This is a genomic window from Nocardia sp. NPDC041819 (genome assembly GCF_055590505.1).
The window spans coordinates 206,423-232,100 of record NZ_JBVJAP010000010.1; the positions used below are offsets into that span (position 1 = coordinate 206,423).

Below are 25,678 nucleotides of genomic sequence, written 5' to 3' on the forward strand. Positions count from 1 at the left end.
CTAGGTCATGACAGTTACTGACATCGTTGCTACGCTGATGTCAGCGACTGACATCAGTCGGTCGGCATCCGCACAAAGGACTTCTCATGCGCGTTTTTGTCACCGGAGCCTCCGGGTGGATCGGCTCTGCCGTGGTCCCCGAACTGATCGCCGCAGGTCATCAGGTCCTCGGACTCGCACGCTCCGACCCCTCGGCCGCCGCGCTCGCCGCCGCCGGAGCGCAGGTGCGGCGTGGCTCGCTCGATGACCTCGAGGTGCTGCGCAACGCCGCGGCCGATTCCGACGGCGTAATCCATCTGGCCTTCAAACACGACATCGCGTTCTCCGGCGACTTCGCGGGCGCAGCCGTAGCGGATCGCCGTGCGGTGGAGACGATCGCCGCGGCGCTCGACGGTTCGGATCGACCGTTCGCCATCGCCTCCGGCGTCATCGGGCAGGCCGCCGGCCCTGTACTGACCGAGGAGGACGGATTCGGCCCGGAGCCGGGGACGACACCCGAGGGCCCGATGCTCCGGCTCGCCACCGCGGAATCGACGCTCGCGCTCGCCGACCGCGGGATCCGTTCCAGCGTAGTGCGATTCTCCCCGACGGTGTACGGCGAAGGCGACAGCGGGTTCTTGGCGCGGCTGGTCACCATCGCCCGCGAAACGGGCGTGGCCGGGTACATCGGCGATGGGTCCAATCGGTGGCCCGCGGTACACCGGCTCGACGCGGCCAGACTGACGCGGCTGGCACTGGAACATGCCCCGGCGAGATCGATCCTGCACGCCGTGGCCGATGAGGGCGTCGCGACGCGAGACATCGCCGCGGCGATCGGGCGCAACCTCGGCGTGCCGGTCGCCTCGGTCTCACCCCAGGATGCGGGCGCGCACTTCGGCTGGCTGGCCGCTTTCTACGCTATGGACCGCCCCACCTCGAGCGCGCTGACCCGGCAGCGGCTCGGATGGCAGCCGACCCAGCCCGGGCTCATCGATGACCTCGACAAAGGCCACTACTTCCAGTAGCCGTAGTACCGCGACGGCGACCACGCCACTGAGCCGAGGCCGAGTGTGCGCACGGTCAGGGCGAGGACGCCGTCACGGTGGCGCTGCCGGGAGTTTCCAGTCGGCGATCTCCGGGCACCCGGCTTGCGAAGGTCGCTGGGTCGAGCTCACGCCGATCCTCGGCACGGTGCTTGCCCTTGGCCGAAGCGGCGGCGGCCCATCGGACGTTCGAAACCCGTATGCGGTCGGAAAGCCGAGTCTCACTAGGTGATCCGCGCGACGGCGCATGCCCCCACACCGCCGAGGTCACCTTCACCGGTTGAAGTGCGCCGGTAAAGGCGTTGTCGTGATCCTCGCGCCGCCGCGAGAAGCTCGGGTTCCCCCGGAAACGTCAGTTCCAGTTGTCGATCTTGACGTCGTAGGGCTCCGGCGCGCCTTTCCCGGTTTCGATCAGCGACTTCAGACTCAGCAGAAAGACCGCCCACTTGGTGCTGCAGTGGTGCATGAATTCCACCGGTTCCTTCCAGCCCTGATGTTTGAACAGAACGATGGCGTAGTCGTCGGCCTGAGCGAGATCCCAGTGCAGCTGCGTGCCGACCCAGTCCTCGGGTCCATCGATCACTTCCCACCGCACGCGCTTGCCCGGATCGAGCTCGGCGACCCTCATGTCGAATCCACCGGCGCCGAACCGGAATTCGAGCACACCACCGACGTCACTGCCTTTGCCGCTGGTGTCGGTCGTCCACCAGCCTGCCAGCCCTTCGGTGGTGGTCAAGGCCGCGTAGACGTCGGCCACCGCGGATTTGATTCCGACCCTGTGCAGGATGTCCACCATTTCGTCACTTCTTTCCGATGTCGATTGCCGTTGATTTCCATGAATTCACCGCTGGTCTTGCCCGCGCTGAATCGCCTCGGCGATCCGCTTGATACGACGCAGCCTGGCGTCCCACGCCGCCCCCACCGAGGACAACTGCGCGACCGCGCGGGCGAGCTGCGCCTCGTCCACCCGGTACCGCCGCTCCCGCCCGGCGGGTGTGGCGTGCACCAAACCGACGCGGTCGAGCACGCCGAGATGCTTCGCGACCGCCTGCCGCGTGACGGGCAGTTGCTCACTGAGACTGGTGGCGGTGCCGCCGCCCTCCGCGAGCAGCAGGTCGAGCATCCGCCGACGAGTCGGATCTCCGACCGCGGACCACAGGTCGTCGTCGACGGCGGCGGTCACCGGGTGGAAACCAGCCGGGCGATGTACTCCCCCAGCCGCGGAATGTAGGTGTCCCAGCCCACGGTGTGCTCGCGATACTGCTCCGCCGACTTCGCGGCCTCCCAACCCATCTCCCGGAATCCGGTCTCGATCAGCCGGATCGTGGTACCCGCGCCCGACGGAACGAGCTCGAAGGTGACCAGCAGCGACCCGGCGGAGTCGTCGACCTCGCGGTCGGGGTAGCACCAGCGGAACGAGAACACCCGAGGCGGCTCAGCGTTCACCACGGTGATCGGGGCGACTTGGGCCCGGTCACCCCAGACGAGTTCACCGACCGCGCCGGACGCCACCTCGAATTCGGCATCGTCGGTCCACCACTGCGAGATGTGCTCCGGGCTGCTGACCACCTCGAAGACCACCTCGGGCGAGGCGTCGACGTAGATCTCCCGTTCGATGCTGCCGTACTCCATACTTGCCACCCTCTCGTCATGCGCAACATTTGGTTGCACATGACGCTAACCCGCCCGCGACTCTCGCGCAACCATTGGTTGCATATGGCTCACCAGTGGACGCTTGAATGCGACATCTGCGACATTTATAGTAATTTCGTCGCACAAACGAGAGGGTTCGACGATGACCGCACACCTGGAGACCGCCCACGACGACAGCACGGGAGAAGACCCGCGGCTCGGCCCCGGCACACTGCTGTGGCGTTATCTGGGTGACCTGCGGCTGTTTCTGGTCGCCGCCCCGTACGGCATGCTGGAGCTGATGCATCCTGCGGTCGGCGCGGGCGTCACCGGGCACTCCGACTTCTTCGGCGACCCGTGGGATCGGGTCCTGCGCTCGATTCCGGAGATCATCGGCACCGTCTACGACCCGGTCGAACGCGGCACCGGAACCCGGGTCCGCGACTATCACCGCCACATCCGGGGCACCGACGCGCACGGGAAGCGCTATCACGCACTCGATCCCGAGACCTACTACTGGACGCACGCCACGATGGTGCAGGCGACCATCGACATCGCCGACGTGTTCGGCGACGGCCTGACCACGGCCGAACGCGAGCAGCTGTACCAGCAGAGCAAGATCTGGTTTCGGCGATACGGCGTGAGCGACCGGCCGATGCCCGCCGATTACGCCGCTTTCCGGAAGTACTTCGACGACGTCTGCCGCGACGTCCTGGAAGCCACGGAGTCGGCGCGGTGGCTGACCGAGCGGCTGCGATTCACCAGCGACATGCGACTGCCGTATCTGCCGCAACCGGTCGAACGGGTACTCCGGCCGGTGATCATGTCCGAATACCGGGTGCTCACCGCCGCGCTGCTGCCCGAGCCCGCCCGGGAAAAGCTCGGCCTGCGCTACAGCAGAACCGACCAGGCGCATTTCCGCGCCGCCGCAGGCTTGATCCGCAACGCTTGGCGGTTCATCCCCGAACCGTTGCGCTACCACCCGAGGGCGCGCGCGGGCATGCGGCACGCCCGAGCCCTCGGGCAGTATTAGGGCCATGCGCAGTGCCCGGGAGACGACCGCCGCCTTCGATGCCGACCAGCTCGCCGCCGGCATCGAAGGCGACCCGCAGGCCATCCGGATCATCGACGCGGCCCTGGCGGAATTCCGCGACCACGGCATCGATCGCGTCCGCATGGAGCACATCGCCCGCCGCGCCGGCCTGCATCGCGCCACCGTCTACCGGGCCTTTCCCAGCAAGGATCTGCTCGTCACCACGGCGCTGACCGTGTGGCTGCGGCGCGTGCTGTCCGGGATCACCACTGCCGTCGCCGACCACACCGACGTGCGCGACCGCGCCGCCGAAGGTTTCGCCATCGCCCTGCGCACGCTGCGCACCGACCCACTCACCAACCGCATCCTGCTCGCCGACGAAGGCGGCCAGCCCTTCGTCATCACCTACGGCGCGACACTTCTCGCCGCGGCGCGCGCGTTCTTCGCCGAACAGCTCCGCCGAGCCGACGACCTGGGCGACATCGATCCCGACGCATCCGCCGAGATCGCCGCGCGCCTGTCCCTCACCCTCCTGCTCATCCCGGACAGCTACTTCTCCCTCGAGACCGACGAAGACGCCCGCCTCTTCGCCCGCCGCCACCTCATTCCGACCGCTATGCGATAGGCCGGACAGCCGATACGGTCGCCGCGCTGTACCGGCGTCCGTCTCCGCGACGGTCACACCGAGCGTGCCGTGCTACCGAATCCCGTTACGGCACGGCGTCTTCAGGCTCGATGACCAGGCAATACGAGGTTCGCCTTCGCTGTTGTGCGGGGCTTGCGGCAAAGCGCCCTTCCCGAACGGACAGCCGCTGGAATCACCCGACCTGATCGGGGATCGCCGGACTCGGTGTCACCGTGCGGCCGTCGCCGGTGAGAGTGAAGGTGATCACGACCGGACCGCCGGAGGGACAGCAGTTCGCGTCGCGACCCTCCAGCCACCGGTACTGCACCCGCACATCGCGGTCGCCCGAACCGACCACTGTCGTGTAGGACGTCGCTTTCGCCGTCGCGGTGCCGAGATAGCCCTCGTGGTCGAAGAACAGCACGTGCCAAGGGGAACTCGCCGTTCCACCGGGTGTCGCGGCCAGCACCCACAGCAGTTCGGGGCAAGCTCCTTCGGACGCGTCGGTGACGCTGTCGACGACGTACGGCGTGCCACCCGGCGCGGGCCCGAGCGAGGTCATCGCGTCGGCGACCACGCTCGACCCGGGATCGACGCATCGACCATTTCCACTGGTAGCAGGAAGTTTCGCGGGCGCGGCCTCGGTAGTGGTGGCACCACCCCGCGCGGGCGTTGTCCGAGTGGCCTCGACGGTGGACCGGCCGGGTTCGCTCGTTCCGGTCGCCGGCGCACCCGATTCGCCCTGACAACCCGCGACAGCCACGCTCACCGCGATCGCCGTCACCGCCGCACCGATGATCGTCTTCATTCGCCTCCCTTTCGAATTCCCGAACAAATGGAAGTCGGTATCGCACGAACGCCGTTACATCCGCGATTTTCCGGGCATGTGTTCGGCATGATCACCATCTCTGCCCGGTCCCGGAGGTCACTTGCCGACGAATGCTGCGCGGCACCGCGTTCGGCGAGGTCTGCGCGGTGATCGGTAGTGTCGACCGGGTGAGTATTTGGGTGCGCCGGAAGTTCCAAGGTATCGGACGAATCGATCGAGCGATCGGCGGCGCGGTCGCCGAACTGCCTGCTTCGGTGGTCGACCGAGGGCTGCTGCGCATCACCAACAGCGCCGATTTCAGCGGGCTGTGGCTGTTCGTCGCGACGCTGCTCGCCACCCGCCAAGGCGCACCTCGACGTGCCGCGCTGCGCGGTATCGTCTCCCTCGCCGGAGCCAGTCTCATCGTCAACGTCGGCCTCAAGTCGCTCATCGCACGGCGTAGGCCGGCCGCCGAACTCCTGCCGGTGCACCGGCGACTCACTCCCGCCCCGACGTCCTCCTCGTTCCCTTCGGGACACAGTGCCACGGCCGCGGCGTTCGCCACGGCCGTAGCGCTGGAAAGTCCGCGTACCGCACTGGTCGTCGCCCCGCTGGCCGCCACCGTCGCGTACTCGCGGGTGCACACCGGCGTGCACTGGAGCTCGGATGTGCTCGTCGGCGCGGCCGTCGGTTCCGGTGTCGCACTGGCCACACGGCGCTGGTGGCCGGTGCGTGAATCCGACGAGGCGCAAGCCCGCCCGGTCCGCGAGGTCCCCACCCTGGTGGAGGGCAAAGGCCTTGTGGTGATGGTGAATCCGATTTCGGGCGATCCGAATTACGATCCCACCGACGACGTCGCGGCAGCACTGCCCGCCGCCACCGTGCTGCGCACGCGACCCGATCTGGACTGTGCCGAACAACTCGAACAGGCCATCGCCGAGCACGGTGAACCGGTGCTGGCGGTAGGCGTCGCCGGTGGTGACGGCACCGTGGCCGCCGTGGCCGCGGTCGCGTTGCGCCACGAGTTGCCCTTGGTCGTCATCCCCACCGGCACGCTCAACCACTTCGCCCGCGACCTCGGCGTTTACGACCTGCGCGAGGTGATCGATGCCACCGGCGTCGGCGAGGCGGTCGCGGTCGACATCGCGAGCGTCGAATGTGAGGACGAAAGCGGTTCGCGCACCAGGCATCTGATCAACACGGCCAGCCTCGGCGCCTATCCGGATCTGGTGCAACTGCGCGAGAAGTGGCAGCCGCGCTGGGGTAAGTGGCCTGCCTTCGCCGCCGCGCTCGTGGTCACCCTGCGCCGGGCCGAGCCGATCGAGATCTGCCTGGACGGGCGCTGGCAGCGGGTGTGGTTCCTGTTCGTCGGCAACGGTCCCTACCACCCGCACGGCGCCGTGCCCGCTTTCCGCGACCGGCTCGACGCCGGGCTGCTCGACGTGCGCTGGCTGCGCGCCGATCTGCGGTGGTCGCGCACTCGCGCCGTGCTGGCGCTGCTGCTGGCGGCGATCGGCCACAGCAAGGTCTACGGCGAACGCCAACTGCCCGAACTCCTCGTGCAGCTGCCCACTCCGGAGGCGCTGGCCACCGACGGTGAGGTGGTCGGCAAAGCCACCCGCCTGCACTTCGCCATCGCGGGTCAGCTCGCGGCCTACCGCCGGGACGAATCCAATCCGCTCTGGGCCGACCGCAGTCGTCCCCACCACCGCCGAGCACCCTGGGTTCGCGACATATTCCGGGCCCGCAGGCCGTTTCAGCGACGAGCGGGCGAAGACTGAGCGACGGGTCGGGGGAGTGGGCGGCGACCGCAATTCGCTCCCTGCCCCACACCGGCCCCGCCGGGGATGTCTACTCCGACAACGAAGTTGCCGGACCTGATGACGGTCCGCACCAGGCGGACATCGCGTGGTCGGCGGCTACTTCATGAAGCGCAGCAAGCCGAGGTCCGGCTCGAGCGCGCCGTCCTGGCCCAGGGACAGGAAATCCGCCTCGACCGCGGCCGGTTCCAGGACCCCGGCGCGCACCGCGTGGTACCGCACGACCGACCAGAGGAAGACATCGAGGTCGTCGAAACGGGTCTCTCCTTCGACGACTTCCTCCTCGTGGAACCAGCTCGCGACCTGCCCGTTGGTGAGCACCACGTACAGGTTGCCGCCGCCGTCCGCGCCGATCGAGTACACGTCGTCGTCGGTGAGCTCGGTCTCGTAGTCGGAATCCCGGATCCCGCAGTCGTTTCCGGCGAAGTCGAAACCGTAGGACCAAGAATGGATGTCCAGGAACTGCGGCATCCGCCCGGATCGCACCCGTCGATCGAAGGCCGCGAGCGCCGCCGCGTTCGAGGGTGCCAACCGTTCGAGGAAGGGTGCCACAGGCCGGGTCTCCTCCGGCACGGTGACCGGCGGCTGATCGGCGAACCATCGCGCCAGGTCGGCGTCCAAGTCTCGCTCGACGTAACCGGCCAAGTCGTCACGGGTAACTGTCACCGCCGAATCCTAGAAGCCGCCGACGACATTCGCCGAGCCGCCGACTTCGGGCTCCGAGACGTTTTCCGCCCTATCTCGCGGTCCGGCAACGGGCAAGGCGCGGCACCCAGCGCACTCGGGTTAAGCTGCTGCACCTATGGCACTCAGCGCGACACTACACAACTTCGCCGTCCACTTGGCCGACGTCGATCGCGGCGTCTATCAGGAGTTGGAGTTGCGGGTGGCGCGTCACCCGTCGGAATCCGCGGAGTTCATGCTGACGCGCGTGCTGGCCTACTGCCTCGAGTACGAGGAGGGCATCGCCTTCAGTGACGGCGGGGTCTCCTCGACCGACGAGCCCGCGGTGCTGGTCCGCGACCTCACCGGGCGCGTCACCGCGTGGATCGAAGTCGGCGCACCGGACGCGGAGCGGCTGCACCGGGGCAGCAAACTGGCCGAACGCGTCGCCGTCTACACCCATCGCGATCCGATGAAGGTGCTTGCGCAACTTACCGGCAAACGCATCCATCGCGCCGAAGCCATACCGCTGTACAGCTTCGACCGCGACTTCATCGATGCCGCCGTCGCCGCCGTGGAACGACGCAACACCGTCACCCTGTCGGTCACCGAGCGCCTGCTGTATCTGGACCTCAACGGCACCGGCCTGAGCACCTCGGTCGACGAGCACCGGCTCCCGTAATCTTCGGGCAGCCGCCGGGTAGCGCAGGTTCGCAGCCCGTGCGGATGCGATGCCGGAACCGAGTGCCGCCGGGCGAGCATCGGCGGGATCGAGTCTCGCTACCGCAGGCAGCGCCGCGACCGACTCATCTGATCCGGCGTTCGCACTCCTCGAACTCGGTCCCCGTTTCGACGCAGTCGTAGAGGCCGCTCTGCCTGTCGCCGCTGGTGGGAGGCTCGCCGCACAGGATCCCGCAGCGCTGGTAGTTCGGGACGGCGGTGCCGTCGGGCCAGTGGCAGGCATCGCTGTCGCAGGTGTAGCCGCGCGTATTGGGGTCGCGCGGGATCGGGTCTCGGCTGTAGGACCATACGAACGCGTCGGTGCCCTGCACCTGTGTGCAGTAGACGGTCCGCCCGTCGGCGAGGTGGCCGACCGCGCCTGGATCCTGGCAATAGTCGTTCAAGGTGACGGTTGAGCCGTCCAGCGCTCCAGCCGACCCGCTACGGGACGGCAACGGTGCGGCCGCGGAGGTCGCGAACATCGCCGCCAGAAATGTCCCTCCGCCCACAACGCCCAGCAGAACTCGGCGCCCCACCCCCCGCTCACCTGGTCGGAACACGCTTCCCTCCCTTCCTCGAGGCCCAGCAGGCTACCGGACTATACGCTCCTCCCCCGCTGGCTGCCGCACAAGTGGCACACCACCGAGACCCATACACCTCGCCGCGGCCATGGGCGGGGGTGATCGTCCGTCGAGGACGATCAGAACAGGAAATACCGCTGCGCCATGGGCAACTCGGTGGCGGGTTCTTCCCGCCAGACCTCGCCGTCGACGCGGACGGTGAAGGTGTCGGGCTCGACCTCGATGCGCGGCATGGCGTCGTTGTGCGGCAGGTCCGTCTTGGTCACGCCGCGCACGTTGCGGACCGGCACCAGTGTGCGCTGGACCCGCAACCGGTCGGCGAGGCCGTCCTCGATCGCCTGCTCGGAGACGAAATGCAGCGAGGTGGCGGCAGCGGTCGCCGGGGCGGCGCCGAACATCGGGCGCGGCAACACCGGCTGCGGGGTCGGGATGGAGGCGTTGGCGTCGCCCATCGCGGCCCAGGCGATCGCGCCGCCCTTGAGCACGGCGTGTGGACGGACGCCGAAGAACGCGGGCTCCCAGAGCACCAGGTCGGCGAGCTTGCCGACTTCGACCGAGCCGATCTCGTGGTCCAGGCCGTGCGCGACGGCCGGACAGATGGTGTATTTCGCGACGTAGCGCCGCACCCGGGCGTTGTCGGCCGCGCCATCGCCCGGCAGGGCGCCGCGGCGGCGTTTCATGACGTGCGCGGTCTGCCAGGTGCGCAGCACGACCTCGCCGATGCGGCCCATGGCCTGCGAGTCGCTGCCGATCATCGAGATGGCGCCGAGATCGTGCAGCAGATCCTCCGCCGCGATGGTGGACGGGCGGATGCGGCTCTCGGCGAAGGCCAGATCCTCCGGGATCGACGCGCTCAGGTGGTGGCAGACCATGAGCATGTCCAAGTGCTCGTCGAGGGTGTTGACGGTGTGCGGACGCGTCGGGTTGGTCGAACTGGGCAGCACGTTGGGGTGGGCGGCGACGGTGATGATGTCGGGCGCGTGCCCGCCGCCCGCGCCCTCGGTGTGGTAGGCGTGGATGCCGCGCCCGGCGATGGCCGCCAGGGTGTCCTCGACGAAACCCGCCTCGTTCAAGGTGTCCGAGTGCAGCGCCACCTGCACCCCCGCGGCGTCGGCCACGGTGAGGCAGGCATCGATCGCGGCGGGCGTGGAGCCCCAATCCTCGTGCAGCTTGAATCCCGATGCCCCGCCGCGCAATTGCTCCCACATGGCCTCGGCGCTGACGGTGTTGCCCTTGCCGAGCAGCACGATGTTCAGCGGCCAGGCGTCGGTGGCCTCTAGCATGCGCGCGAGATGCCACGCGCCCGGCGTCACCGTGGTCGCCTTGCTGCCCTCCGCCGGACCGGTGCCACCGCCGATGAGCGTGGTGATCCCGCCGCCGAGCGCCTCCTCCATCAGCTGCGGGCAGATGAAGTGCACATGGCAGTCGATCGCGCCCGCCGTGAGGATGCGGCCGTTGCCCGCGATGATCTCGGTGGACGGGCCGACGACCAGGTCCGGGTGCACGCCGGTCATGGTGTCGGGGTTGCCCGCCTTGCCGATCGCGCTGATCCGGCCGTCGCGAATACCGACGTCCGCCTTGATGATTCCCCAATGATCGATGATCACCACACCCGTGATCACCGTGTCGGGAGCGCCCTCGGCGCGCGTCGCGCGGGACTGGCCCATGGATTCGCGCAGTACCTTGCCGCCGCCGAACACGGCCTCGTCGCCCGCGCGCCCCGGTCCCCCGCTGCGGTCCTCGGTGATCTCGATCAGCAGATCGGTGTCGGCCAATCTGATCCGGTCGCCCGTCGTCGGCCCGAACAGTTCGGCGTACCGCGCCCGGCTCAGCTCACTCATCGCGTCCTACCTCCTGTGCCCGCGCACTCGGCCCCGCCCCGCGCCGGGCACACGCGCTAGTCATCCAGACGGCCCGGCGGGGTCGGGCTGATGCCGTGGACTTCGCGGGCGCCGCCCAGCGGCACGAGCCATACGCGTTGCCCGAGACCGGGTTCGAAGCGCACCGCGGTCCCGGCCGGGATATCGAGACGATGGCCGTGCGCGGCCGCCCGGTCGAACTCCAGCGCCGCGTTCGCCTGCGGGAAGTGCACATGGCTGCCGACCTGCACCGGCCGGTCACCGGTATTGATCACGTCCAGTTCGAGGCGCCGCGCACCGGCGTTCAGTTCGATGACGCCCTCGGCGCAGAAATACTCGCCGGGGATCACGCCGGGCCTCGGTCCGGCTCGAGGCCGCTCGGGTATCGCATACCGGCCGCCTAGCCGATCGGGTGGTGCACGGTGACGAGCTTGGTGCCGTCCGGGAAGGTCGCCTCGACCTGGACGTCGGGGATCATCTCCGGCACACCTTCCATCACGTCGTCGCGGGTGAGAACCGTCCGCCCCGAGGACATCAGTTCGGCGACGGTGCGGCCGTCGCGCGCGCCTTCCAGCACGTGGTCGGTGATCAGCGCCACCGCCTCGGGATGGTTCAGCTTGAGCCCGCGCGCCTGCCTGCGCCGGGCCAGCTCCGCGGCGTAGCTGAGCAGCAGGCGCTCCTGCTCGTGCGGTGACAGTCGCATCCGGGCTCCTCACCGGTTCGCAGGGGCGGGTGACGGACATTCTGGCACGCCCGTTCCGCCCACGCCGGAGGAGCGCTCAGGAACGGTGCGGCAGATTCTGCAATCGCACCTGGCCGCGGGCCACCGTGCGCCCCTGCTCATCGGTGATGACGACCTGCCACAGCTGCTGCAGCCTGCCGCGATGCAACGGCGTCGCCTCGCCGAACAGCGTGCCCTCACGCACCGCGCGCAGGAAATCGGTGTTGTTGTTCACGCCGACCACCGTGCCCTGCTCGCCGAACCAGACGCCGCCCGCGATGCTGGCGAGCGTCTCGATGACGGTGCAGTACACGCCGCCGTTCTGAATGCCCGCGGGCTGGTAGAGATGCGGCTTGACGACCCACTCGCCGCGCACGCGGTCGGGGCTCATCTCGGTGTAGCGCAGGCCGATCAGGTCGGCGAAGGTGCCTTCGCTGTAGGCGTTCATCTGCTCGGGCGTCACATCCGCCAGCGAGCCGACCTGCTGGGTCTCCTGCTGTGTCATGCATTCACTGTCGCACAGCGTCCGCTCCCCGCCGTCGCGGCCTCACCCGCCTGCCGGTGTGACCGCCGGGACTTGGTCATCAAGCCAACCCGTACGGGCAGTCGTTCTCGTTCCGGCCGAACGGAAGCGCGACGGGCAACTGAGTCACGGCCGAAGCCACGACAGGCTCACGCCGGATTCTCGGCCTCACCCGCCCGCCAGCGTCACCGTCCGGCCATTCAGCGGCTGGATCGGCCGGTTGCTGTGCGCGAACAGCGTCCGGTACCGGTCGATGTCGTCCGGGGTCACCGTGACCGGACTGCCGAGCACCGTCCACGGGACGCCCTCGCTGCACGGCGGCGTGGTGAGCGAACCCTGATAGCGGTATTGGTCGGTGGCGGCAGGCAGCATGGAGCGCAGGTCGATCGGGCCCACGACGACGGTCTCGGCGTCCACCGCCCGCGGCGCGACCGAGAGGATCGGCGCGAAGGCCGACGGTCCCGGCGCCGCTTGCAGCAGCACACCGAGCACGGCCACCTCGCCCGCCGCGCTCTTGTGCACGAAGTGCGCTTCCATCGCGGTGCCCACGCCGTCCACGGTGTGCTCGCTCGGCAGGTGGAAATGGAATTGGGCGAGCTCGAACGGCACGCCGTCGACCACGATGCGATTTCCGTTGCCCGCGGGGAGATTCGCCTGCACGGTGTGCCCGGTGTTGCGCAGCGTCACCGTGGGTGCCGAGTGGTAGTCGACGGTGGTGTGCTCATGCGGCTCGAGCCGGGCGTGACCGGGCAGGTCGACGGGTGACTGCTGATGGCCGCTCTTGCAGGTGACGAAGTCCCGGTCCAGGTCGGCCCAGTGGTCGGGGCCCTCCGCGTCGTAATCCCAGTGCGGCGCGGCGTGCGGGGAGGATTCGCTCGACAGCTGCTGCTCGCCGGAGCCGCAGGCGGGGATCACGAGTACCGCGACGGCGGCCAGCACCGCTGCGATGGGACGGGACGGTGTGTTGGTGGGCAAAGCTGACAACCCCTCGAACTTCCGGAGAGCCACCGTGAACCCGGCGAGAGGGCAAGCGGGCATCATCGACGGCTCGGAGCCGGCGCGCGACGCTGCGCACCGATGATCGCGACACAGCACCGGGGCGAATCCACGGCGCGCCGGTGGCCCACCGAGGACGACCGGACGACGAATACCCTTGCTGTGCAGCGGGTTCTACGTTCGTGTCGGCGTCAGACTAGATCCGGGACGGGGCGGCACGCCAGAGCGGGCGACGTAGTTCACAGGGAGACAGAGCGGCGGGCCCCACAGGAGGTGGAGCCCGCCGCGGCAAGGGATCGGGGGTCACCGCAGCCCTCGGGACTCTCACGCGATCCGTACGCCGCGTTCGAGTATAGGTCAGGCTTACCTAACTAAGCAAGGCCCGGTCCGCCGCACGGGGAGCCCGCGCTCGGCCATCGCCGCCAGCAGTCCCTGCCCCCGCCGGGCGCCGGTGACGGAATCGGTCCGCGCGAGATCGGGGACGTAAGTCGAAGCGCCCGCTACCGATTCACCGACGAGAGACCAGAACCGCCGGGCACTCAAACCGGAGCAGCGGGTCATGCTCTGCTGGACGACGGTCAGCGCGGACGCGCAGCGATGCGCGAGCCAGACGTACATCGCTTCCGCGCACGGCAGCGTGACCACACCGGGGCCGCCCGCAAGGGGGTCACCGTCGATCACGCGAATAGTGGTGTCCGACAAGCCCGCCCAGTCGATTCCGCCATCGTTGTCGGTATGGATCCAGAGGTTCTCCAGCCCCGGATCCCACGCGCGCCCCTCCGCGACGAGCAGCGCGACCACTCGGCCGGCGATCGCGTGGATCAGGGCCGTGGCCACCACTTCCGCCGCGATGTCGGCGCTGATCATCTCCGCCGCGTGCCGCCGGTACATGAGTTCGACACGTCCTTCGCGCACGCCGTCCGCCAGCTGCCACCAGCGCCGTTTCCCTTGCTCCGCGATCGCGGCCACGGCATAGACCCGCGGATGCTCCGGTTGCAGCGCGCGAAGCCGGGCACCGGCGCGTCCGAACGCCGTCGTCGAGCGATGTGGCGTGGTGATGAGCTCGGTCATCGAACCTCCTCGGGGATCGGCTCCGTCGCGCGGCGCGGCGGACACTCGGCCATGCCCGTCTGTAGCGAAAGATAGGTTAGGCTTACCAGACCTAGCAACCGTATCGCTGATTTCAGGAGCAGCTCGTCGCCGTGACCTCCCTTGCCACCGTGAGGCGGCGACGTCTTTCCGGACTTCTCGTCTCGACCGTTCTGCTCCTGCTCGCCGTGCTCGCCGGCGTCGCGGTCGGCGCCCGCTCGCTCGCGCCGGGGACCGTGTACGACGCCGTGCACCACGCACTCACCTGTCCCGGCGGGCCCTTCGCCTGCGCGGCCGGTTCCACCGAGGAGCAGATCGTGCGCGGCCTGCGCCTGCCCCGCACCGCGCTGGCGCTGGTCTGTGGGTCGGCCCTGGGTATCGCGGGCGCGCTCATCCAGGGCTACACCCGCAATCCGCTCGCCGACGCCGGATTGCTCGGACTCAACGCGGGCGCGGCGTTTCTCGCCGCGCTGAGCACGTATCTGTTCGCCTTCAGCGCACCGGAGCAATACATCTGGTTCGCCTTCGCCGGAGCGCTGATCGCCGGCGTGGTGGTGTTCGCGACCTCGTCGGTGGGCGGCGGCAAGGCGAGCCCCCTGAGCCTGGTGCTCGGCGGCGCCGCGGTCACCGCGTTCCTGCAGGCGATGACGAACGCCGTCGTGCTGTTCGACGCCTCCGCGCTGGACACCTACCGGTTCTGGGTGATCGGCACGGTCGCGGGCCGCGACGCCACGGTGTTCTGGCAGGTGCTGCCGTTCGTGGCGGCGGGCATGCTGCTGGCGGTGCTGGCAGCGCCGGGACTGAACGTCCTGGGCCTGGGCGACGACGTCGCGCGCGGACTCGGCGTGCATGTCGGCCGCAGCCGTGCGCTCGGGCTCGCGTCGGTCGTACTGCTGACAGGCGCGGCGACGGCGGCGGTCGGTCCGATCGCCTTCCTCGGCCTGGTCGTCCCGCACCTGGCACGCGCGGTCACCGGGCCGGACAATCGCTGGCTGATCCCCTATTCCGGGCTGTTCGGCGCGTTGCTGCTGCTGAGCGCCGACGTGGCGGGCCGTCTGGTGGCCCGGCCGGGCGAGCTGGAGGTCGGGGTGATGCTGGCCGTGGTCGGCGTGCCTTTCTTCCTCGCGTTCGTGCGCCGGCGAAAGCTGGTGAACCCGTGACGATCTCGCCGCGAACCACGAGCGCGCGTCCCGCACTGCGCGTCGGCCCGGTGTCGGCGGTGCTGCGGCCGCGGATGGTGCTGATCGTCGCGGTCCTGATCGCGCTGGCGCTCGGACTCTTCTGCCTGGATATCGCGGTGGGCGAATCCCATCTGCCGCTCGGGCGCGTGCTGGACGTGCTCACCGGCGGCGGCACCAGGGCACAGCGGTTCATCGTGCTCGAATCGCGGCTGCCGCGCGCGCTCACCGCGCTCGTGGTCGGCCTCGCGCTCGGGCTGGCGGGCGCGATCACCCAGTCGGTCCTGCACAATCCGCTGGCCGCGCCGGACATGCTCGGCATCACCTCGGGCGCGAGCCTGGGCGCTGTCGCCGTGCTGGTCGGCACGGGCGGCGCGAGCACAGGACTGGCCGCTTCGGTCGGTGCGCCGCTGGCCGCGCTGGCGGGCGGTCTGCTCACCGCCGTCGCCATCTACCTGCTCGCCTGGGGCCGCACCGCCACCGGGGGGTACGGCGCCACCGGGCTGCGGCTGGTGCTGATCGGCATCGGGATGAACGCCCTGCTGACGGCGGGGATCAGCTGGCTGCTCACCCGCGCCAGCCTGGGGGACGCCCAGCGCGCGCAGCTGTGGCTGAACGGATCGCTCAACGCGGCCGACTCCGCGCACCTGGCGCCCGCCGCGATCGCCGCGGGCGTCACCGCCACCGTCGCACTCGCCTCCGCCCGCACCCTCGCCGCGTTGCGCCTCGGCTCCGACACCACACGTGCACTGGGAGTGCGCATCCAGACCCAGCAGGCCATCCTGATCGGGGCTGCGGTGGTGGCCGCCTCGGTGGCGACCGCCGCCGTCGGGCCGGTCGGCTTCGTCGCCCTCGCCGCGCCGCAGATCGCACGACGCCTGCTGCGCACCCCGGGCGAGCCGCTCGTCGGCTCCGCCGTCGTCGGCGCCATCCTGGTGGTCAGCGCGGATGCCGCCGCGCGCACGCTGTTTCCGGTCGAACTGCCCGTCGGCGTCGTGACCGCGGCCTTCGGCGGACCGTTCCTGCTGTACCTGCTCGTGCGTATGAACCGGAAGGCGACGCTGTCATGACGATCGCGGACATCACCACCCCCGACGCCACGGGGCGGGCGAGCGCTCCGGGGCACCGGCTCGGCGCCGAGCGGGTCACTCTCGGGTACGGCGAGCGGGTGATCGTCGACGGGCTGAGCCTGACCATCACCCCCGGCGTGGTCACGACCGTCATCGGACCCAACGGTTGCGGAAAGTCCACCCTGCTGCGTTCGCTGGGCCGTCTGCTGCGCCCCCGAGAAGGCCGAGTCGTCTTGGACGGCAAGGCCATTTCGACGATGAAGACCAAGGACGTGGCTCGCGTCGTCGGCATGCTTCCGCAGTCGCCGGTCGCGCCGGAAGGACTCACCGTCGCCGATCTGGTCGCCCGTGGACGCCACCCGCACCAGTCCTGGTTCCGGCAATGGTCGGGGACGGACGAAACCGAGGTGACGACCGCGCTGGAACAAACCGGGATCGCCGACCTCGCCGAACGCGCGCTCGACGAGTTGTCCGGCGGGCAACGCCAGCGCGCCTGGATCTCGATGGCGCTGGCCCAGGGCACCGACATCCTGCTGCTCGACGAGCCGACCACGTATCTGGATCTGGCGCACTCCATCGAGGTGCTCGACCTGGTGGACCGGTTGCACGCCGATCTCGGGCGCACCGTCGTCATGGTGTTGCACGATCTCAATCTCGCGATCCGCTACAGCGACCAGTTGGTCGTCATGCGCGACGGGCGCGTCGTCGCCGCGGGCGCACCGGGCGAGGTGATATCGGTCGAGCTGCTGCGCGCGGTGTTCGATCTGGATGCGATGGTGCTGGAGGACCCGGTATCGGGCCGCCCGATGATCGTGCCGATCGGGGCGCGGCATGTGCGCGGAAAGGTCGGCGGACCCGCCGACACGGGGGCCGAATCGGCGCCGTATGAGAAATGACACACCAGCTATTTCATGGTTACGACACCCTGTAGTACGCATCGGCGTCGTTGAGTACCTAAAATTGTGGAATGGCAGGTCTTGGTGAACTCGAGAAAGCGGTCATGGACCAGTTGTGGTCGGCCGACGAACCACAAACGGTCCGGCAGGTGCACGAGGCGCTCGCCGCACGCCGTGAGCTCGCGTACACCACGGTGATGACCGTGCTGCAACGCCTCGCGAAGAAGAACCTCGTGGTGCAGCGGCGCGACGACCGCGCGCACCGGTACGCGCCCGTGCACACCCGGGACGAACTCGTGGCCAGTCTGATGGTCGACGCCCTACAGCAGGCCGACGCGGCGGGCAGCCGCGCGGCCGCGCTGGTGCACTTCGTGGAGCAGGTCGGCAAGGACGAGGCTGCCGCCTTGCGCGAAGCACTCGCTAAGCTCGAAGCTACCGAGGACGAGGACTCGGCGCCGCCGCCGCAGTAGACTCCTCGGGCGCCCTGGCCCCACAACGCAGTGAGCTGAGTCGATGAACGCAACCGCGCCGGTCTTCGCCGGACTCGCATTGCTTCTCGCGGGGCCCGCCCCGGCCTTGCTCAGCCGGGCGACCTGGACATACCGGACGCCCCGCGCCGCGCTGGTGCTCTGGCAGGCCATCGCGCTCGCCGCCGTGCTCAGCGCCTTCGGTTCCGGCCTGGCCATCGCCGCCGAGCTGCTCGTGCCCGGCCCCGACGGCCGCCCGACCACCGCGCCGACCCGGGAGATCGACGCGCTCGGCCTGCCGCTGTGGCTGGCCTACGTGTTCGTCTTCGCGCTCACCCTGCTGGTCGGCGCCCGGCTGATCTACGCGGTCATCCGGGTCGGCGTGCACACCCGCAGGCGGCGGGCGCGCCACCGCATGCTCGTGGATCTGCTGGACCAGAGTGGTCCGCACCGGCGCGCGGCCGACATCCGGGTGCTGGCCGCGACCGAGCCCATCGCCTACTGCCTGCCCGGTCTGCGCCAGCGCGTCGTGCTCAGCGAGGGCACCCTGACCAATCTCGCCGACGCCGAGGTCACCGCCATCGTCAGCCACGAACGCTCGCACCTGCGGGCCAGGCACGATCTCGTGCTGGAGGCGTTCACGGCGGTGCACGAGGCATTCCCGAGAGTGGTGCGCAGCAAGGCCGCGCTCGGCTCGGTCAAACTGCTCATCGAACTGCTCGCCGACGACTCGGCGGTCAAGGTCACCGGCCCGAAGCCGCTGGCCCGCGCCCTCGTCGCGTGCGCGAAATCCACCGCGCCGCAAGGCGCGCTCGCCGCAGGCGGCCCAACCACGCTCATCCGCATCCAGCGACTCAGCGAGCGGATCGGTGACATCCGCATCGCCACGGCCGCCTACCTCGGCTCGGCCGCAATCCTGGTGGTGCCGACCCAGGCCGTGGCCGTACCCTGGCTCGTGGAACTGAGCCGCCTGTTCCACGGCTGACTCCCCGGCACGTATCCTGGAGACTCGGCCCGCCTCCGGTCGGCCGCACCCTCTCGCTCCACCCGGCGCGCGTCATAGCCCGCGCCCAGCGCGGTGAACCGCATCGTGCACCGCTCTTCACCCCACCGAACAGCGTGTTCCGCTGGAACGCGCCGTGCGACGAAAGGCACATCCACCTCGTGACCTCCTCGACCACCGTCGCCGCGGCGCCCACCGCGACCTTCGCGGAACTGGGCCTGCCCGCCGTGCTCATACAGGCACTGCGACGCGACGGCATCGAGACGCCGTTCCCGATCCAGGCCGCCACGGCGCCGGACGTCCTGGCAGGCAAGGACGTACTGGGCCGCGGGCCGACCGGTTCCGGAAAGACCTTGGCCTTCGGCCTCCCGATGCTCGCCCGCTTGATGGGCGCTTCGGCCAAGCCCGGCCGCCCACGCGGACTCGTGCTGGTGCCCACCCGCGAACTGGCCGCGCAGATCGAGCGAGCGCTCGACGAACCGGCGCTCGCGCTCGGCCTGCGGGTGGCCTCGGTGGTCGGCGGCGCCCCGATCAAGCGTCAAGCCGACCGGCTCGCCCGCGGCGTCGATCTGCTCATCGCCACGCCTGGGCGACTCGCCGACCTCATCGCGCAAGGGTCCGCCGACCTGTCCGAGGTGCTGATCACCGCCCTGGACGAGGCCGACCACATGGCCGACATGGGCTTCCTGCCGCAGGTGACCAAGCTGCTCGACCGCACGCCGCGCGACGGCCAGCGCCTGCTGTTCTCCGCCACGCTGGACGGAGAGGTGGACAAACTGGTCAAGCGCTACCTGCGCGCCCCCGTCACGCACTCCACCGCGCCGCCGTCGGCGGCGGTCAGCACGATGTCGCACCATCTGCTGTACGTCGGTGACAAAGTGGCCAAACGGACGGTCGCCACCGAGATCGCCGCCCGCGACGGGCTGACCATCATGTTCGTCCGCACCAAGCACGGCGCCGACCGGCTCGCCAAGCAGCTGCGCGGCGCGGGCATCCCGGCGGGCGTGCTGCACGGCGGCAAGGCGCAGAACAACCGCACCCGCACCCTCGCCGCGTTCGCCGACGGTTCGGTGCCGGTACTGGTCACCACCGACGTCGCGGCGCGCGGGATCCACGTCGACGGGATCTCCCTCGTCGTGCACGTCGATCCGCCGCCGGAGCCGAAGGCCTACCTGCACCGGGCCGGGCGCACCGCCCGCGCGGGCGAGGACGGGGTGGTCGTCACGCTGGTGATGGACGAAGAACGCCGCGACGTCGAGACAATGGCCCGCAAGGCGGGCGTCGAGGTCGACGGGGTCGCGGTCCGGCCCGGCGACCGCACGCTGATCGAGATCACCGGCGCCCGCAGGCCATCCGGTATTCCGATCGCGGCGGCGGCCGCGCCCGTGGCCGCCCCCGCCGCGGCCTCCGCGAAACCCGCTCGGCGCAAGCCGGGCAGGCGCGGTGAGCAGACGGCGGCCGGTGGCCGTGGCGCGGGTTCGGCGAAGCAATCCGGGAGCCGGTCGGCCGCCGGGACGGGGCGTGGCGGCGAAGCGGTCACCGCGCCCACGCGCCACCGAGGCAACGGGAAAGTCGCCGCGAGCAACCCTGCCGGACGCGGCGCGGGTTCGGCTACGGGTGCGCCGGTTCGCAAATCGGGCACGACCGGCGGGTACCCCGGCCGCGCCGCAGCTTCCACGGCTGGCGACACGCCGGGCCGGACCCGGCGACGCGCCGTGCGTACGCAGCAGTCCCCATCACGAAGCAATCGCACAGCAAACTAGTACGGTGTCGACGCATCCGGCAGCCGCCGTCCTCTTCGCACTGCTCGCCGCTCTGTTGTTCGCGGTCGCCGCGGTCGCGCAGCAGAGCGCGGCGGCCGCGGTACCGGAGAGCGATGCACTGATCCGCTCGCTGCTGCGGAGCCCCCGCTGGTGGGGCGGCGTCGTCGGCGACGCGGGCGGATACGCCATGCAGGTCGCCGCGCTCGCCCTCGGCGCGGTCCTGCTGGTGCAGCCGATCCTGGTGAGCATGCTGGTGTTCGCGTTGCCGCTGTCCGCCCGGCTCAATCATCGCCGCGTGGCGCCTCGTACCTGGGCCACCGCCCTCGCGCTCACCGCCGCGCTGGCCTGTTTCCTGCTCGTCGGCGATCCCTCCGAAGGCAACACCGACGCGCCGCTGCACGAGTGGCTTGTGCCGTTGGGCCTGCTGGTCGGCTTGATCGCCGCCGCGACCGCCGGTGGGATCGCCGCCCCCGACCCGGCGTGGCGCGCGCTGCTGATCGGCGCCGCGAGCGGCGCGCTCTTCGGGCTGGCCGCCGCGCTCACCGAGTACGTCACCGGCCTGTTCGAACACGGCCTCGGAAGCGTACTGGGCGGCTGGCAGACCTGGGTGCTGATCGGGGCCGGCATCACCGGCGTCTACCTGCAGCAGCGCGCGTTCCAAGCCGGACCGCTGGCCGCGTCGCTGCCCGCCGTCACGGTCGTCGAGCCACTCGCCGCCGCGTTCATCGGCATCGCCGTGCTGGACGAGCGGCTGCGGACGAACACCGTCGGACTCGTCGTCACCACAGGTGCGGTGCTCGTCATGATCGCCGCGACGATCGCGCTCTCCCGCTCCCAAGCCACCGCCTGAACCCACGCGCGAAGGCGCGGACCACGCGGATCGACGCCGCGCCCCGACCAGGCCGGGCCGTCGGCGCATGCCGCGAGGCGCGGATCTCGGCGCGGCGGGCGACAGACCCAGGCGAGTCGGTCCGCGAGCCGGACGCGCGGCCTGCCGATGTCCGCGCTGCCGGTAGCCGGGCAGTCCGGCAGAACGGCACGCACCGGCCGACGCCCGGATATCATCGGTCGAGTGCGCTTTCTCCCCGGTCATCAGCCGCCGTACGACCTGACCTACGACGACATCTTCCTCGTCCCGAACCGGACGGACGTCGCGTCGCGCTTCGATGTCGATCTCTCGACGTCCGACGGGTCGGGCACCACCATCCCCATCGTCGTGGCCAACATGACCGCGGTCGCCGGGCGCAGAATGGCCGAGACGGTGGCCCGGCGCGGCGGTATCGTCGTGCTTCCGCAGGACCTGCCGATCACCGCGGCCGCCGACACCATCGCGTTCGTCAAGAGCCGCTCGCTCACCGCCGACACCCCCGTCACCCTCGGCCCCGACCGCTCGGTCTCCGAGGCGGTCGCCCTGATGCACAAGCGTGCGCACGGCGCGGTCGTGGTGGTCGACGGCGGACGGCCGGTCGGCGTGGTGACCGAGGCCGCCTGCGCCGACGTCGACCGTTTCGCCCGGCTCCGTGAGGTCGCGGTCACCGATTTCGTGCGGGCCCCCGCGAGCACCACCCCCCGTGACCTGTTCGACCTGCTGCACGCCGAGCACGCCGATTTCGCCGTGCTCACCGCCGAGGACGGCACCCTGGCCGGGGTGCTGACCCGCACCGGCGCCCTGCGCGCGGGCATCTACCAGCCCGCCGTCGACGCCGCGGGCAGGCTGCGCGTCGCGGCCGCGGTAGGCATCAACGGCGATGTGGCCGCGAAGGCCAAGTCCCTCGTGGATTCCGGCGCCGACCTGCTCGTCATCGACACCGCCCACGGCCACCAGGCCAAGATGCTCGAAACGCTCTCCGCCGTGCGCGATCTCGGGCTCGGCGTCCCGCTGGCGGCGGGCAACGTCGTCTCCGCCGAGGGCACTCGGGATCTCGCGGAGGCGGGCGCGGACATCGTCAAGGTCGGTGTCGGGCCCGGCGCCATGTGCACCACCCGGATGATGACCGGCGTCGGCCGCCCGCAGTTCTCCGCGGTGGCCGAATGCTCCACCGCCGCCCGGGAACTCGGCGTGCACGTCTGGGCCGACGGCGGCGTGCGCCATCCTCGTGACGTGGCGCTCGCGCTGGCCGCTGGGGCGTCCAACGTGATGATCGGCTCCTGGTTCGCAGGCACCTACGAATCGCCCGGTGACCTGCGCGTCGATCGCGACGGCAACGCGTACAAGGAGAGCTTCGGCATGGCCTCCAAGCGGGCCGTCGCCGCCCGCACCGCCTCCGACAGCGAATTCGACCGGGCGCGTAAGGCGCTGTTCGAAGAAGGCATCTCCAGTTCCCGGATGCGGCTGGACCCCGAGCGCCCCGGCGTCGAGGACCTCCTCGATCACATCTGCTCGGGCGTGCGCAGCGCTTGCACCTACGCGGGCGCGCGAACGCTCACCGAATTCCACGAGAAGGCCGTACTCGGCGTGCAGTCCGCCGCCGGGTTCGCCGAAGGCCGCCCACTGCCCGGCGGTTGGTGAGCGCCGACACGCGCATCGCACCGGCACCGGCCCACGCCGCTTCGGGCGTGGGCCGGTAGCATGGTGGTTGCCGGACACCGGCACCACGACACATTCGCGAAAGGATCCAGTTGTCACCCGCGTCCGAGGGCGCCGCACAGGAGGGCTCCTCTACCGAGCCGGGTGACCGACCCGGCGTCCTCCTCCCCGCAGTAGTCCCATTCCGCCCAGGCCGTCTCGCAGCACCGTGCAGGTGGTGTTGACGATGTCCATCGCGCTCACCGCGCTCAGCCTGATCGGGTTCATCGCACTCACCGCGGGCACGGCCCTGTTCGTCGCCGCGGAATTCTCTCTCACCGCGCTCGAGCGCAGCACCGTCGAGGCGCACGCCCGCACCGGCGACGTCCGCGCCCGCATGGTCCGCAAGGCACATCGCACCCTGTCGTTCCAGCTGTCGGGCGCCCAGCTCGGTATCACCATCACCACGCTGATCACCGGGTACATCGCCGAGCCGGTGCTGGCCAGGCTGCTGAATCCGCTGTTCACCGCCGCCGGGCTGAGCGAAGCCGCCGCGAGCGGTATCGCCCTGACGCTGGCGCTGATCCTGGCCACCTCGCTGTCGATGATCTACGGCGAGCTGGTGCCCAAGAACATCGCCATCGCCAAGTCACTGGGCACCGCCCGCGTCACGGCCGGACCGATGATCGCCTTCTCGGTGGTGTTCAAGTGGATGATCCATTTCCTCAACGGCACCGCCAACTGGGTCGTCCGCAGGCTCGGCGTCGAACCCGCCGAGGAGTTGCGCTCGGCCCGCTCGCCGCAGGAACTCGGCTCCCTGGTGCGCACCTCCGCCCTGCGCGGCGCGCTCGACCAGCCCACCGCCCAGGTGATGGACCGTTCCCTGCAGTTCGGCGAGCGCAGCGCCGAGGAACTGATGACCCCGCGGGTGAAGATCGAAGCATTGGACAAGGACGACACCATCGCCGACTTGATCGACGCGGCGGGCCGCACCGGCTACTCGCGCTTTCCGGTGATCGACGGCGACCTCGACAACACCCTCGGCTTCGTGCACGTCAAGCAGGCCTTCACCCGTCCGGTGCACGCGCGCAGGACGATCCCCCTGTACCGGCTCGCCCAGCCGGTCCCGATCGTGCCGGCCAGCTTGGACGGCGACGAGGTGCTCGAACGCGTCCGCGCCGACGGTATGCAGGTCGCCCTCGTCGTGGACGAGTACGGCGGCACCGCCGGCATGGTCACCATGGAGGACATCATCGAGGAGATCCTCGGTGATGTCCGCGACGAGCACGACGAGGAGGAGCGCGACGTGCGTCGCGTCTCCGACGGCTGGGACTGCTCGGGCCTGCTGCGCATCGACGAGGTCTCCCGGGCCACCGGCTACGACGCCCCCGAGGGTGAGTACGAGACGCTGGGCGGCCTCGTGCTGACCAGGCTCGGCCGCATCCCGGTGACGGGCGACGAGGTCGTGTTGCCGAATCCTCGCTCGCAGCAGTGGACGACGGCCGAGGGCCCCGACGCGGGCGGCTGGATCGCGCGGGTGGAGCGCATGGACGGACGGCGCATCGACCGGGTTCGGCTGATCCCGGTCGACGCCGACGCCCTCGCGACCAAGGAGCACAGCCATGGGTGACCTGCTCGGCGTCCTGCTCACCGTGGTGCTGCTGGGCGGCAACGCCTTCTTCGTCGCTGCCGAGTTCGCGCTCATCTCCGCCCGTCGCGACCGATTGGAAGCGCTCGCCGCGCAGGGCAAACGCAACGCGAACACCGTCATCCGGGCGGGCGAGAACCTCTCGATGATGCTCGCGGCCGCGCAGCTGGGCATCACCATCTGCTCGATCCTGCTCGGCCGCGTCGGCGAGCCCGCTGTCGCCCACCTGCTGGAAGGCCCGTTCGAGCTGCTCGGCCTGCCCGAACAGCTGCTGCACCCGGTGGCGTTCGCCCTCGCGCTGACCATCGTGGTCATCCTGCACATCCTGTTCGGCGAGATGATCCCGAAGAACATCGCGCTGGCCGGACCGGAACGCAGCGCGCTGTTGCTGGTGCCGCTGCACCTGATGTGGCTGCGGCTGGCCCGCCCGCTCATCGCGCTGTACAACCTGGCCGCCAATCTGTCGCTGCGCCTGCTGCGGATCGAGCCGAAGGACGAGCTCGAGGCCACCGTCTCGACGGTCGAACTGGCCGAGATGATCGGTGAGTCCCGCTCCGAGGGGCTGCTCGACGAGGAAGAGCACCGCCGTCTCACCCAGGCCCTCGGCACCAGCGACCGCGTGGTCGCCGACGTGATGGTGCCGCGGGACGCGACCCGATCGATCCCACTGCGCGGCAACGGGACCACGCTCGGGGACATCGAATCCGCCGTCGCCGAGACCGGCTTCTCCCGCTTCCCGGTGCGGGCGAACGACGGCTCATTGGTCGGGTACCTGCATGTCAAGGATGTGCTGGACAAGGTCGCCGATGAAAGCGCCGGTCCGGGGACGCCGATTCCGCGCACCGACATCCGCCCGCTGCCGACGGTCGGGATGAAGACCACGCTCTACGAGGCGCTCGCCCGGCTGCGCCGCACCAACAGCCATCTCGGCCGCGTGGTCGACGAGCGTGGCAACACCACCGGGATCGTCGCCCTGGAGGACTTGGTCGAGGAGTTCGTCGGCACGGTCCGAGACGGCACGCACCGGGTGGGCGAATGACGATCGTCATCACCGG

The 25,678-nt window shown here is 70.1% G+C and carries 27 protein-coding genes; 15 read left to right on the top strand and 12 right to left on the bottom strand.

The features are described 5' to 3' along the window. Nucleotides 1–86 precede the first annotated feature (86 nt). Nucleotides 87–1,004: an SDR family oxidoreductase gene (locus ACZ6DL_RS26220; RefSeq protein ID WP_466054989.1), complete on the top strand. Its 918-nt coding sequence runs from the start codon at nucleotides 87–89 to the stop codon at nucleotides 1,002–1,004. 370 nt (nucleotides 1,005–1,374) lie between these two features. Here the strand turns inward: ACZ6DL_RS26220 and ACZ6DL_RS26225 are convergent, their stop codons facing one another. Genes ACZ6DL_RS26225 through ACZ6DL_RS26235 form a run of 3 tightly spaced genes read right to left on the bottom strand, consistent with a single transcriptional unit; the run spans nucleotide 1,375 to nucleotide 2,654 of the window. Continuing rightward, nucleotides 1,375–1,818 carry an SRPBCC family protein gene (locus ACZ6DL_RS26225; RefSeq protein WP_466054991.1) on the bottom strand — a complete coding sequence of 148 codons (444 nt, stop codon included), beginning with the start codon at nucleotides 1,816–1,818 and terminating at the stop codon, nucleotides 1,375–1,377. Nucleotides 1,819–1,863: 45 nt separating this feature from the next. Then, on the bottom strand, nucleotides 1,864–2,205 hold the full coding sequence (locus ACZ6DL_RS26230) for an ArsR/SmtB family transcription factor (RefSeq protein WP_466054993.1): 342 nt from the start codon (nucleotides 2,203–2,205) through the stop codon (nucleotides 1,864–1,866). Beyond that, nucleotides 2,202–2,654 (bottom strand): SRPBCC family protein, encoded by a 453-nt coding sequence (locus tag ACZ6DL_RS26235; protein WP_466054995.1) that lies wholly within the window; start codon nucleotides 2,652–2,654, stop codon nucleotides 2,202–2,204. Before ACZ6DL_RS26235 ends, ACZ6DL_RS26230 begins: the two co-directional genes overlap by 4 nt. Before the next feature lie 163 nt (nucleotides 2,655–2,817). Here ACZ6DL_RS26235 and ACZ6DL_RS26240 point away from each other — a divergent pair, with 163 nt between their 5' ends. Further along, nucleotides 2,818–3,687, top strand: coding sequence for an oxygenase MpaB family protein (locus ACZ6DL_RS26240; protein WP_466054997.1), 870 nt, complete (start codon nucleotides 2,818–2,820; stop codon nucleotides 3,685–3,687). Nucleotides 3,688–3,691: 4 nt separating this feature from the next. Then, nucleotides 3,692–4,312: a TetR/AcrR family transcriptional regulator gene (locus tag ACZ6DL_RS26245; protein ID WP_357953780.1), complete on the top strand. Its 621-nt coding sequence runs from the start codon at nucleotides 3,692–3,694 to the stop codon at nucleotides 4,310–4,312. Between the two features lie 193 nt (nucleotides 4,313–4,505). Here ACZ6DL_RS26245 and ACZ6DL_RS26250 read toward each other — a convergent pair whose 3' ends face one another. Beyond that, complete coding sequence (locus ACZ6DL_RS26250) at nucleotides 4,506–5,120, bottom strand: LppP/LprE family lipoprotein (RefSeq protein WP_466054999.1); 615 nt, start codon at nucleotides 5,118–5,120, stop codon at nucleotides 4,506–4,508. 188 nt (nucleotides 5,121–5,308) lie between these two features. Here ACZ6DL_RS26250 and ACZ6DL_RS26255 point away from each other — a divergent pair, with 188 nt between their 5' ends. Continuing rightward, a complete protein-coding gene (locus tag ACZ6DL_RS26255) occupies nucleotides 5,309–6,901 on the top strand; it encodes a phosphatase PAP2 family protein (protein ID WP_466055000.1) in 1,593 nt (530 codons plus the stop codon). A gap of 138 nt (nucleotides 6,902–7,039) precedes the next feature. Here ACZ6DL_RS26255 and ACZ6DL_RS26260 read toward each other — a convergent pair whose 3' ends face one another. Continuing rightward, nucleotides 7,040–7,606, bottom strand: a complete 567-nt coding sequence (locus ACZ6DL_RS26260) for a hypothetical protein (protein WP_466055002.1) — start codon at nucleotides 7,604–7,606, stop codon at nucleotides 7,040–7,042. A 136-nt stretch (nucleotides 7,607–7,742) separates the two neighbouring features. Here ACZ6DL_RS26260 and ACZ6DL_RS26265 point away from each other — a divergent pair, with 136 nt between their 5' ends. Further along, on the top strand, nucleotides 7,743–8,285 hold the full coding sequence (locus tag ACZ6DL_RS26265) for a YaeQ family protein (RefSeq protein WP_466055004.1): 543 nt from the start codon (nucleotides 7,743–7,745) through the stop codon (nucleotides 8,283–8,285). Nucleotides 8,286–8,409: 124 nt separating this feature from the next. On the opposite strand, the gene ACZ6DL_RS26270 is transcribed toward ACZ6DL_RS26265, so the two are convergent. The 7 genes from ACZ6DL_RS26270 to ACZ6DL_RS26300 all read right to left on the bottom strand — a co-directional run bounded on the left by ACZ6DL_RS26270 (nucleotide 8,410) and on the right by ACZ6DL_RS26300 (nucleotide 14,074). After that, nucleotides 8,410–8,859 (bottom strand): hypothetical protein, encoded by a 450-nt coding sequence (locus ACZ6DL_RS26270; RefSeq protein WP_466055006.1) that lies wholly within the window; start codon nucleotides 8,857–8,859, stop codon nucleotides 8,410–8,412. A 164-nt stretch (nucleotides 8,860–9,023) separates the two neighbouring features. Next, on the bottom strand, nucleotides 9,024–10,745 hold the full coding sequence (locus ACZ6DL_RS26275) for an urease subunit alpha (RefSeq protein ID WP_466055007.1): 1,722 nt from the start codon (nucleotides 10,743–10,745) through the stop codon (nucleotides 9,024–9,026). A 56-nt stretch (nucleotides 10,746–10,801) separates the two neighbouring features. Then, the gene (locus tag ACZ6DL_RS26280; protein ID WP_040866550.1) at nucleotides 10,802–11,113 is read right to left on the bottom strand and encodes an urease subunit beta; all 312 of its coding nucleotides are present in this window, start codon (nucleotides 11,111–11,113) and stop codon (nucleotides 10,802–10,804) included. A gap of 50 nt (nucleotides 11,114–11,163) precedes the next feature. After that, nucleotides 11,164–11,466, bottom strand: coding sequence for an urease subunit gamma (locus ACZ6DL_RS26285; RefSeq protein WP_062967452.1), 303 nt, complete (start codon nucleotides 11,464–11,466; stop codon nucleotides 11,164–11,166). Between the two features lie 76 nt (nucleotides 11,467–11,542). Beyond that, nucleotides 11,543–11,932, bottom strand: a complete 390-nt coding sequence (locus tag ACZ6DL_RS26290) for a PaaI family thioesterase (protein ID WP_466055125.1) — start codon at nucleotides 11,930–11,932, stop codon at nucleotides 11,543–11,545. 243 nt (nucleotides 11,933–12,175) lie between these two features. Next, nucleotides 12,176–12,982 carry a carbonic anhydrase gene (locus ACZ6DL_RS26295; RefSeq protein WP_466055009.1) on the bottom strand — a complete coding sequence of 269 codons (807 nt, stop codon included), beginning with the start codon at nucleotides 12,980–12,982 and terminating at the stop codon, nucleotides 12,176–12,178. A gap of 384 nt (nucleotides 12,983–13,366) precedes the next feature. Further along, nucleotides 13,367–14,074 (bottom strand): hypothetical protein, encoded by a 708-nt coding sequence (locus ACZ6DL_RS26300; RefSeq protein WP_466055011.1) that lies wholly within the window; start codon nucleotides 14,072–14,074, stop codon nucleotides 13,367–13,369. 131 nt (nucleotides 14,075–14,205) lie between these two features. Here ACZ6DL_RS26300 and ACZ6DL_RS26305 point away from each other — a divergent pair, with 131 nt between their 5' ends. The 10 genes from ACZ6DL_RS26305 (at nucleotide 14,206) to ACZ6DL_RS26350 (ending at nucleotide 25,662) form a co-directional block, all read left to right on the top strand. After that, entirely contained in the window at nucleotides 14,206–15,252 is a 1,047-nt protein-coding gene (locus tag ACZ6DL_RS26305) for a FecCD family ABC transporter permease (protein ID WP_466055012.1), read from the top strand. Further along, on the top strand, nucleotides 15,249–16,340 hold the full coding sequence (locus ACZ6DL_RS26310; RefSeq protein WP_466055014.1) for a FecCD family ABC transporter permease: 1,092 nt from the start codon (nucleotides 15,249–15,251) through the stop codon (nucleotides 16,338–16,340). The genes ACZ6DL_RS26305 and ACZ6DL_RS26310 overlap by 4 nt, the downstream gene beginning before the upstream one ends. Then, entirely contained in the window at nucleotides 16,337–17,236 is a 900-nt protein-coding gene (locus tag ACZ6DL_RS26315) for an ABC transporter ATP-binding protein (protein WP_466055016.1), read from the top strand. The genes ACZ6DL_RS26310 and ACZ6DL_RS26315 overlap by 4 nt, the downstream gene beginning before the upstream one ends. Before the next feature lie 71 nt (nucleotides 17,237–17,307). Next, a complete protein-coding gene (locus ACZ6DL_RS26320) occupies nucleotides 17,308–17,706 on the top strand; it encodes a BlaI/MecI/CopY family transcriptional regulator (RefSeq protein ID WP_040866505.1) in 399 nt (132 codons plus the stop codon). Nucleotides 17,707–17,749: 43 nt separating this feature from the next. Next, a complete protein-coding gene (locus tag ACZ6DL_RS26325) occupies nucleotides 17,750–18,688 on the top strand; it encodes a M56 family metallopeptidase (protein WP_466055017.1) in 939 nt (312 codons plus the stop codon). A gap of 179 nt (nucleotides 18,689–18,867) precedes the next feature. Then, nucleotides 18,868–20,469 carry a DEAD/DEAH box helicase gene (locus tag ACZ6DL_RS26330; protein ID WP_466055018.1) on the top strand — a complete coding sequence of 534 codons (1,602 nt, stop codon included), beginning with the start codon at nucleotides 18,868–18,870 and terminating at the stop codon, nucleotides 20,467–20,469. Nucleotides 20,470–20,473: 4 nt separating this feature from the next. Then, complete coding sequence (locus ACZ6DL_RS26335; protein WP_466055019.1) at nucleotides 20,474–21,319, top strand: DMT family transporter; 846 nt, start codon at nucleotides 20,474–20,476, stop codon at nucleotides 21,317–21,319. A 222-nt stretch (nucleotides 21,320–21,541) separates the two neighbouring features. After that, complete coding sequence (locus ACZ6DL_RS26340) at nucleotides 21,542–22,978, top strand: GuaB1 family IMP dehydrogenase-related protein (protein ID WP_466055021.1); 1,437 nt, start codon at nucleotides 21,542–21,544, stop codon at nucleotides 22,976–22,978. 244 nt (nucleotides 22,979–23,222) lie between these two features. After that, entirely contained in the window at nucleotides 23,223–24,605 is a 1,383-nt protein-coding gene (locus tag ACZ6DL_RS26345; protein ID WP_466055023.1) for a hemolysin family protein, read from the top strand. Beyond that, nucleotides 24,598–25,662 (top strand): hemolysin family protein, encoded by a 1,065-nt coding sequence (locus ACZ6DL_RS26350; RefSeq protein ID WP_466055025.1) that lies wholly within the window; start codon nucleotides 24,598–24,600, stop codon nucleotides 25,660–25,662. The genes ACZ6DL_RS26345 and ACZ6DL_RS26350 overlap by 8 nt, the downstream gene beginning before the upstream one ends. Nucleotides 25,663–25,678: the final 16 nt, after the last annotated feature.

Bases quoted from the DNA above. Each gene is read 5' to 3' on its own strand.
- ACZ6DL_RS26240 (WP_466054997.1), top strand. From the start codon at position 2,818: ATGACCGCACACCTGGAGACCGCCCACGACGACAGCACGGGAGAAGAC.
- ACZ6DL_RS26315 (WP_466055016.1), top strand. From the start codon at position 16,337: ATGACGATCGCGGACATCACCACCCCCGACGCCACGGGGCGGGCGAGC.
- ACZ6DL_RS26265 (WP_466055004.1), top strand. From the start codon at position 7,743: ATGGCACTCAGCGCGACACTACACAACTTCGCCGTCCACTTGGCCGAC.
- ACZ6DL_RS26245 (WP_357953780.1), top strand. From the start codon at position 3,692: ATGCGCAGTGCCCGGGAGACGACCGCCGCCTTCGATGCCGACCAGCTC.
- ACZ6DL_RS26285 (WP_062967452.1), bottom strand. From the start codon at position 11,466: ATGCGACTGTCACCGCACGAGCAGGAGCGCCTGCTGCTCAGCTACGCC.
- ACZ6DL_RS26350 (WP_466055025.1), top strand. From the start codon at position 24,598: ATGGGTGACCTGCTCGGCGTCCTGCTCACCGTGGTGCTGCTGGGCGGC.
- ACZ6DL_RS26220 (WP_466054989.1), top strand. From the start codon at position 87: ATGCGCGTTTTTGTCACCGGAGCCTCCGGGTGGATCGGCTCTGCCGTG.
- ACZ6DL_RS26320 (WP_040866505.1), top strand. From the start codon at position 17,308: ATGGCAGGTCTTGGTGAACTCGAGAAAGCGGTCATGGACCAGTTGTGG.
- ACZ6DL_RS26345 (WP_466055023.1), top strand. From the start codon at position 23,223: ATGTCCATCGCGCTCACCGCGCTCAGCCTGATCGGGTTCATCGCACTC.
- ACZ6DL_RS26325 (WP_466055017.1), top strand. From the start codon at position 17,750: ATGAACGCAACCGCGCCGGTCTTCGCCGGACTCGCATTGCTTCTCGCG.
- ACZ6DL_RS26275 (WP_466055007.1), bottom strand. From the start codon at position 10,745: ATGAGTGAGCTGAGCCGGGCGCGGTACGCCGAACTGTTCGGGCCGACG.
- ACZ6DL_RS26300 (WP_466055011.1), bottom strand. From the start codon at position 14,074: ATGACCGAGCTCATCACCACGCCACATCGCTCGACGACGGCGTTCGGA.
- ACZ6DL_RS26250 (WP_466054999.1), bottom strand. From the start codon at position 5,120: ATGAAGACGATCATCGGTGCGGCGGTGACGGCGATCGCGGTGAGCGTG.
- ACZ6DL_RS26235 (WP_466054995.1), bottom strand. From the start codon at position 2,654: ATGGAGTACGGCAGCATCGAACGGGAGATCTACGTCGACGCCTCGCCC.
- ACZ6DL_RS26290 (WP_466055125.1), bottom strand. From the start codon at position 11,932: ATGAACGCCTACAGCGAAGGCACCTTCGCCGACCTGATCGGCCTGCGC.
- ACZ6DL_RS26225 (WP_466054991.1), bottom strand. From the start codon at position 1,818: ATGGTGGACATCCTGCACAGGGTCGGAATCAAATCCGCGGTGGCCGAC.